General features: G+C 64.0%; 6 protein-coding genes. 3 read left to right on the top strand and 3 right to left on the bottom strand.

Going from position 1 to position 6173, the window contains the following annotated elements; translation table 11 throughout:
• Positions 1 to 212, top strand: a 212-nt coding sequence (locus B7L71_RS08080; RefSeq protein ID WP_139788496.1) for a zinc ribbon domain-containing protein, incomplete at its 5' end; no start/stop codon positions are given.
• Between the two features lie 36 nt (positions 213 to 248).
• Here B7L71_RS08080 and B7L71_RS08075 read toward each other — a convergent pair.
• The gene (locus tag B7L71_RS08075; RefSeq protein WP_081137208.1) at positions 249 to 767 is read right to left on the bottom strand and encodes an FKBP-type peptidyl-prolyl cis-trans isomerase; all 519 of its coding nucleotides are present in this window, start codon (positions 765 to 767) and stop codon (positions 249 to 251) included.
• Between the two features lie 113 nt (positions 768 to 880).
• Here B7L71_RS08075 and B7L71_RS08070 point away from each other — a divergent pair, with 113 nt between their 5' ends.
• On the top strand, positions 881 to 2248 hold the full coding sequence (locus B7L71_RS08070) for an AmpG family muropeptide MFS transporter (protein ID WP_081137206.1): 1368 nt from the start codon (positions 881 to 883) through the stop codon (positions 2246 to 2248).
• On the opposite strand, the gene B7L71_RS08065 is transcribed toward B7L71_RS08070, so the two are convergent.
• Together B7L71_RS08065 and B7L71_RS08060 are read right to left on the bottom strand one after the other, a co-directional pair.
• Entirely contained in the window at positions 2245 to 4065 is a 1821-nt protein-coding gene (locus B7L71_RS08065; protein ID WP_081137204.1) for an SEC-C metal-binding domain-containing protein, read from the bottom strand. The genes B7L71_RS08070 and B7L71_RS08065 overlap by 4 nt on opposite strands.
• A 99-nt stretch (positions 4066 to 4164) precedes the next feature.
• Positions 4165 to 5412 carry an ABC1 kinase family protein gene (locus B7L71_RS08060; RefSeq protein ID WP_081137202.1) on the bottom strand — a complete coding sequence of 416 codons (1248 nt, stop codon included), beginning with the start codon at positions 5410 to 5412 and terminating at the stop codon, positions 4165 to 4167.
• 134 nt (positions 5413 to 5546) lie between these two features.
• On the opposite strand from B7L71_RS08060, the gene B7L71_RS08055 reads away from it, so the two are divergent.
• Positions 5547 to 6173: DNA topoisomerase (locus B7L71_RS08055; protein ID WP_249273203.1), on the top strand; the 627-nt coding region annotated here is incomplete at its 3' end.

The following is a 6173-nucleotide window of genomic DNA, read 5'->3' as shown; positions in this document are numbered from 1 at the left end:
CCTGTGCAGGCTGCGGCCACAAGGTCGAACAAATGCCGCTAACGGTTCGCACTTGGGATTGCCCCGGCTGCGGCACGCAAGGCATCGACCGCGACATAAACGCCGCGATCAACATTCGCCAGCAAGGCATTTTAACGTTAAAGGCCGAAGGACTGTCGGTCTCTGCCCATCGAGGCCTGTGTAAGCCCGGTCACGCACCGGCAGCGGCCTAAGACGTGGGAAGCCTCGCCCGTCAGGGCGGGGAGCAGTCACAGCACTTTGCGGTCTTCGACTTTGCTGTGCTCGGTACCCGGCGGCAGCGGATGGCCTTTGGCCAATTCGGCGCGGGTCGCCTCGCGCACGTCCAGCAGCGTCACGTGGTAACGCAGTGTGTGCCCGGCCAGCGGGTGATTGGTATCCACCGTGACGGTATCGCCTTCGATGCTCAGCACGGTGACAATCTGCGGACCGGCCTCGCCTTCGGTTTGAAAACGGCTGCCCGGTGCAAGCTCCGCGCTGCCAAACGATGCTCGGCTTACTTCTTGCACCAGCGCTTCGTTGCGAACGCCATAAGCATCTGCCGGGGTCAAGGTGACACGCAGCTCATCGCCAGCAGAGCGCCCTTCCAGATCGCGCTCCAGGCCAGGCAGAATGTTATCGTGGCCATGCAGGTATTCCAGGGGCTGTTCGCGCGCGCGAGAGTCGTCCAGCACACGGGTACTGCCATCGCTGAGCACGTCGCTGAGGACATAATGCAAGGTGACGACCTGATGGGCGGTAATCGACATGGAAAACTCCTCTCCGGTAAGCTGTCGGCTTGATAGGATGTCGGGCCCAGTTTACCACCGACCGGTTTTTAGCGGGCCTTGCGCCCTGGTTTTCTTTTGGAGCGAAACACCCCATGCCCACCCCTACCCCCCAGCGTAGCTGGCTGGCGGCACTTGCCATCTATCTCAAGGCGCCGGTCATCACCATGCTGTTTCTTGGTTTCTCCGCTGGCCTGCCCTTTCTGCTGGTATTTTCGACCCTCTCGGCATGGCTACGCAGCGATGGCGTGGAAGTCGCCGCCATTGGCTTCTTCGCCTGGATCGGCATGCTCTACTCCATCAAGTTCTTCTGGGCACCGGTGGTCGACCGGCTGGCCCTGCCCCTGCTGACCCGCACCTTCGGGCAACGTAGAGGCTGGATGCTGCTGGCACAGGGGATGATTGCCGCAGGGCTGGTGGGGCTGGCCGGGCTCGACCCCGTGGGTAATCTGGGTTGGGTCGCAGCCTTTGCGCTGCTGGTGGCGTTTGGCTCGGCCACCCAGGACATCGCCATCGATGCCTACCGGATCGAATCGGCCAACGACGACCTTCAGGCAGCCATGGCCTCGACCTACATCATTGGCTATCGCGGGGGATTGATCGCAGCGGGCGCTGGCGCGCTTTACGTGGCGTCGGCCTTTTCCTGGAGCGCCGCCTACCTGAGCATGGCGGCGCTGGTGGGTATCGGGGTGCTGACGGTATTGATTCGCCCAGAGCCCCAGCGCGCATCACTGAGCGTGCAGTTGATCCATGAGCCCAGGGTGCGTGCCTTCCTGCGCGCCAGCCGCGGCCAACCCAGAACGTTTCGGCGCATCACCGCCTGGGCGATTGGGGCCATTATCTGCCCATTCACCGATTTCTTTCGCCGCTACGGGGTGAAGGCACTCGGTATTCTGGTATTTATCGGCGTGTTTCGCATCAGTGATTTGGCCATGGGCTCCATGGCCAACCCGCTGTACATCGACCTCGGGTTTTCGCTGGGCACCATCGCCAGCGTCACCAACATCTTCGGCATCGCCATGAGCATTACCGGTGGGTTGCTGGGGGGATTGCTGGTGGCCCGCTACGGGATTGGCCCGGTGCTGATTCTGGGCGCCGCGGCCGCCACGCTGACCAACCTGCTGTTTGCCGTGCTGGCGCTGATCGGTAACCAGGTGCCGATGCTGGTCATCACCATCATTGGTGACAATCTGGCCAATGGCCTGGCCAGCGCAGTGTTCATTGCGTTTCTTTCCAGCCTGACCTCTCGGGCCTATACCGCCACCCAGTATGCGCTGTTCTCGTCCTTGATGACGCTGCCGGGCAAATTCCTGAGTGGCTTTGGCGGCCTGGTGGTCACGGCGCAGGGCTACGCCACTTTCTTCGTGGTCGCCACCCTGCTGGGCCTGCCCGCCATCCTGCTGGCCATCTGGATCAGCCGCGACAAGCAGCTGGTGCCCACGCCCAATATCGCTTCCCGCTAGCGGTGGCGCTCCAGCCAGGCCAGTGCGCCTGGCGTGGTGCGCCACTGGTCACGCATCAGGGTGCGGTACTGCCAGGCTTCCGCCCGGGAGCCTGGGTCGACCTGGCCATCCGGATGGGGCATGGAGGGGCGCGGGTTTTCCGCGCAGATCAATTCCAGCGCATGGCGGCTGTGGGCCATCACATCAGCCAGCGCCGCTTCAGCCGCCTCTTGGTGACCCAGGCGATAAAGCGCCAGCGTGCGTCCCATCAAGAGTCCCAGCACCAGCGAGCCGTCGTCTTTTTGCGGCTCGTTGGTCAACGCCAGGGCTTCCTCGTTGCGGTCATCGCGCAGCAACTGGTCCAACACCAGTTCACGCAGCCCAAGGCTATCTTCCTGGTCGATGGCCAGCAGCTCTTCGGCCAGCTCACGAGAGTGCTGGCGCGCGCCCCGCTCCATGCCCACCACCAGCGCCAAGCCGGTGCGCAGCAGCATGGCATTGTCGGCATCGTCCCAGCACAGGCTGCCTTCACCAGCGGCCCGAGCCTGCTCCAGCCAGCGCGAGAGGCGCAGCGCCAGAGGCTCCAGCAGGCTGGGTGCCATCCACGGCAGGCTGCCAAAGCGGCTGGTCAGCGCCAGCGTCAAATCCTGCACGACCTGAGGGGCATCCAGCCACTCGGGGTGGGCGCACAGCTCGGACATCCAGTCGATGGCGTTGACCCAGGGATCTTCCCGAAAACCCAGCGCCACGTCTTCGTCCACCAGCACCTGGAACTGCTCATGCCAGGCGGCAAACAGCGTCTCTTCACGGGCGGTGGTGGTGTACAGCAAACGACCCCGCTCATCGTCACGGGTAAGGGTCAACAGCGGCGCGGTGGGCAGCGCAGCCAGCAGCGCCTGCAGGGCCACCAGCGGCGTGGCCATGTCCTCTTCGGCGCTCAATAGCTGGTCGGCCAGGGTGGCCCCAGGGTTATCGGCCAGGGCGGCGAGAAAATCGAGCTGCTCGTCATCCAGCCCGCCCTGGCGTGCCAGGCGACGATACCAGAAATCGGCTCGTTCCTTGGCTTCCTGCTCATGGCCTTCGTGGAGCAGCAGCATGGCTTCGATATAGGCCAGCGTCGGCGAGTCGGGCAGCGCCTGCTGGGCTTTAACAAAAGCCCCGCGAGCGCTGTCGAGATCGTCGTTATCCAGGTGCATCAGGCACAGCCGCTCGAGGGCCACGCCGCGCAAGAACAGCGGCCCTCGCTCCATCACCTCGTCCAGCAGGTCGGCGCGTTTACGGGTGAACCCACGCTCCTGGTAGATATCGAGCAAAATTTCGAAGGCGGGTTCGGCCTGCTCAGGCAGCCGCGACCAGTCGCTGCCATCGAACAACGACTCCAGTATCTGCATGGCGCGGCCGGTCTGGCCACTTTCTGCCGCGATCAGCCCGGCTTCCAGCAGCGCCTGGGGCGGTGCCTGCTGGCTCTCCAGGGCAGCCTTGAGAGTGGCGCCTTTCCACTCGCGCAGCGAGAGCATCCACATCATCTGCTCGGGAATCTCGGTGGGGAAGTTGACGCGGTCGCAGCACTGCTTGTACTTGCGGCCCGAATCGCACCAGCAGGGCTCGTTGCGGCCAGGCGTGGCCAGCGGTTCACTGGCGAAGTTCAGCCGCTCCAGCGGTGTCTGCGACCATAAAATGGGCGCCAGCGCCTGCGCGGTGGCTAGGTTATCGTTAAAGGATGCAGCGCCTTCGGCACGCACCCAGGTCATGAAATCCGGGTAGTGCTCCTGCCGCCTGATTGCCGAGAGTGCCCCAGAGGCAAACCCCAGCAGTTGATCGACCCATACCGCCAGCATTGCCGTCTCCACTGTCTTCAATACGCGTTTTCAAAGCGCCGTAGTCTAGCATGGCTAACCACGCTGCCGCAGCGACAATCGCTCAGGGAGAAGGCCCCGTCAGGGGGTGCGCGCCCAGGTCAACAGCGGCTGCGTGCGCTCGTGCATGTCGAGGCGCGCCTTCAGCCTTACCAGATTCCAGTAATGGCCGTTCAGGGCTCGGGAAAGCAGCAGCGTATCTGCCGGCGGTTGCAGCCGGTCCATGGCTGCCCATACCTTGGGCGTCAGCTCACGCAGTCGGCGGTGTACACGCACATCGCTGAAGTCCTGCTCGCCGGGCGCAAACAGCGGCGTGATGCACTCTGCCGACTCCTTGTAGAGCGCCAGCGGAGCGCCCTGACCCTGGCGTCCGCCCATCTTCATCAGCGCATCGTCCATGGCCATGGGGTCCTGTGCCAGGGTGGCATCCAGAAGCTGCATCATGGCTTTCAGGCGCGCTTCCGGCACCGGAATCACGGCGCCCAGATCATAAATCACCAGCCTCCTCTGCTCGTCACAGGCAAAGTTGCCTGCGTGGGGGTCGGCATGCAGCTCGCGGTAGGTGAACAGCTCTTCGGTGATCCAGTCGGCCAGCGCCACAGCCACCTGCTGGCGAGTGGCATCGTCGGCGCTCTCCAGTTCACGCAGCGGCGTTCCGCCCACATAGCGCATGGCCAGCACATGCTGCCCGGAAAGCTCGAACAGCGGCTCGGGGATCACCAGCGCCGGGTTGCTCAGGTAGCGCTCGCGATAGCGCGCCAGTGCTTGGGCCTCGGCATGGTAATCCAGTTCATCGCGCAGCCCCGCCGCCAACTCCTCGAACAGCGCATCCAGCCGTGCCTGGGGCACCTTGAACCAGCGGCCCAGGGCCATGATCCGCTTGACCTGCTTCAGGTCGCTTTCCAGCACCTCTGCAAGCCCGGGGTACTGCACTTTGAGGACCACGGTTTCACCGTCATGGGTCACGGCCTTGTGCACCTGGCCCATGGAGGCGCTGGCGAACGGGCGCTCTTCGATGCTGTGAAAGTGCTTGTCGATATCGCCGTACTGCAACACCAACGCCTCGCGAATTTTGGGCCACGGCATCGGCTCTGCCTGACGCTGCAGGCGCGCCAGCTCGTTGGCCAGCTCTGGCGGCAACAAATCGTCCCACTGCGACATGATCTGCGCCAGCTTCATGGCCGGGCCTTTCAACTCGGAAAGCCCCTCGAACAGCGCTTCGCCCAGTGCCTGCCAATCTGCCTGGCCGCCCAGCCGAGTCTTCAGCAGTGCACCGCCGGTGCGGGCACCCAGCCCCAGTAAACGTCGTGTTCTGCCGCGTTCGCGCATGGAGATCGCCTTTTCGGATGCTTTACCGCATGTCCATGACACCTGTATACATTTTCATATATCAGGACTCTAACCCGTTGGCCACTTCTGCTACCATGCCCTTTCGTTCTTCACTGCCTCCAGGATCACACCCCATGCGCTTGATTATCGCCGAGAAACCCAGCCTGGCGCGGGCCATTGCCGATGCCCTGCCCGGCGGCCAACGCCAGGATGGCGCGATTGTATGCGGCGATACCATCGTGACCTGGTGCCTGGGCCACCTGCTGGAGCAAGCCCCACCGGAAGCCTACGACCCGGCCGACAAACAGTGGCGGTTGGACAGGCTGCCCATCGTGCCCCGGCAGTGGCAGCTGGCCCCGCGCCCCAAGGCACGTGGCCAGCTGGCGGTGATTCGCAAACTGATCAAGCAAGCCACCAGCGTGGTGCACGCGGGCGACCCGGACCGCGAAGGCCAACTGCTGGTACAGGAAGTGATCGAGCACCTGAAATACCGTGGCCCGGTACAGCGACTGCTGGTCAGTGACCTCAACCGACCCGCCGTCAGCCGCGCCCTGGCCAGCCTGCGGCCGAACAGCGAGTTCCAGCCGCTGTTCGAAGCGGCCCAGGCACGCGCTCGCGCCGACTGGCTGTACGGCATCAACCTGACCCGTGCCTGGACCCTTACCGGCCGCCAGGCAGGCCACGACGGCGTGCTTTCCGTGGGCCGTGTGCAAACCCCGGTACTCGGGCTCATCGTGCGGCGCGACAACGCCATTCGTGAT

This window comes from Halomonas sp. BC2, from assembly GCF_002078115.1.
Lineage (GTDB): Bacteria > Pseudomonadota > Gammaproteobacteria > Pseudomonadales > Halomonadaceae > Vreelandella > Vreelandella stevensii.
The sequence above is the reverse complement of the archived record's forward strand: the minus strand, read 5'-3'. Positions and strand labels throughout refer to the sequence as shown.

Bases quoted from the DNA above. Each gene is read 5' to 3' on its own strand.
- B7L71_RS08075 (WP_081137208.1), bottom strand. From the start codon at position 767: ATGTCGATTACCGCCCATCAGGTCGTCACCTTGCATTATGTCCTCAGC.
- B7L71_RS08060 (WP_081137202.1), bottom strand. From the start codon at position 5,412: ATGCGCGAACGCGGCAGAACACGACGTTTACTGGGGCTGGGTGCCCGC.
- B7L71_RS08070 (WP_081137206.1), top strand. From the start codon at position 881: ATGCCCACCCCTACCCCCCAGCGTAGCTGGCTGGCGGCACTTGCCATC.
- B7L71_RS08065 (WP_081137204.1), bottom strand. From the start codon at position 4,065: ATGCTGGCGGTATGGGTCGATCAACTGCTGGGGTTTGCCTCTGGGGCA.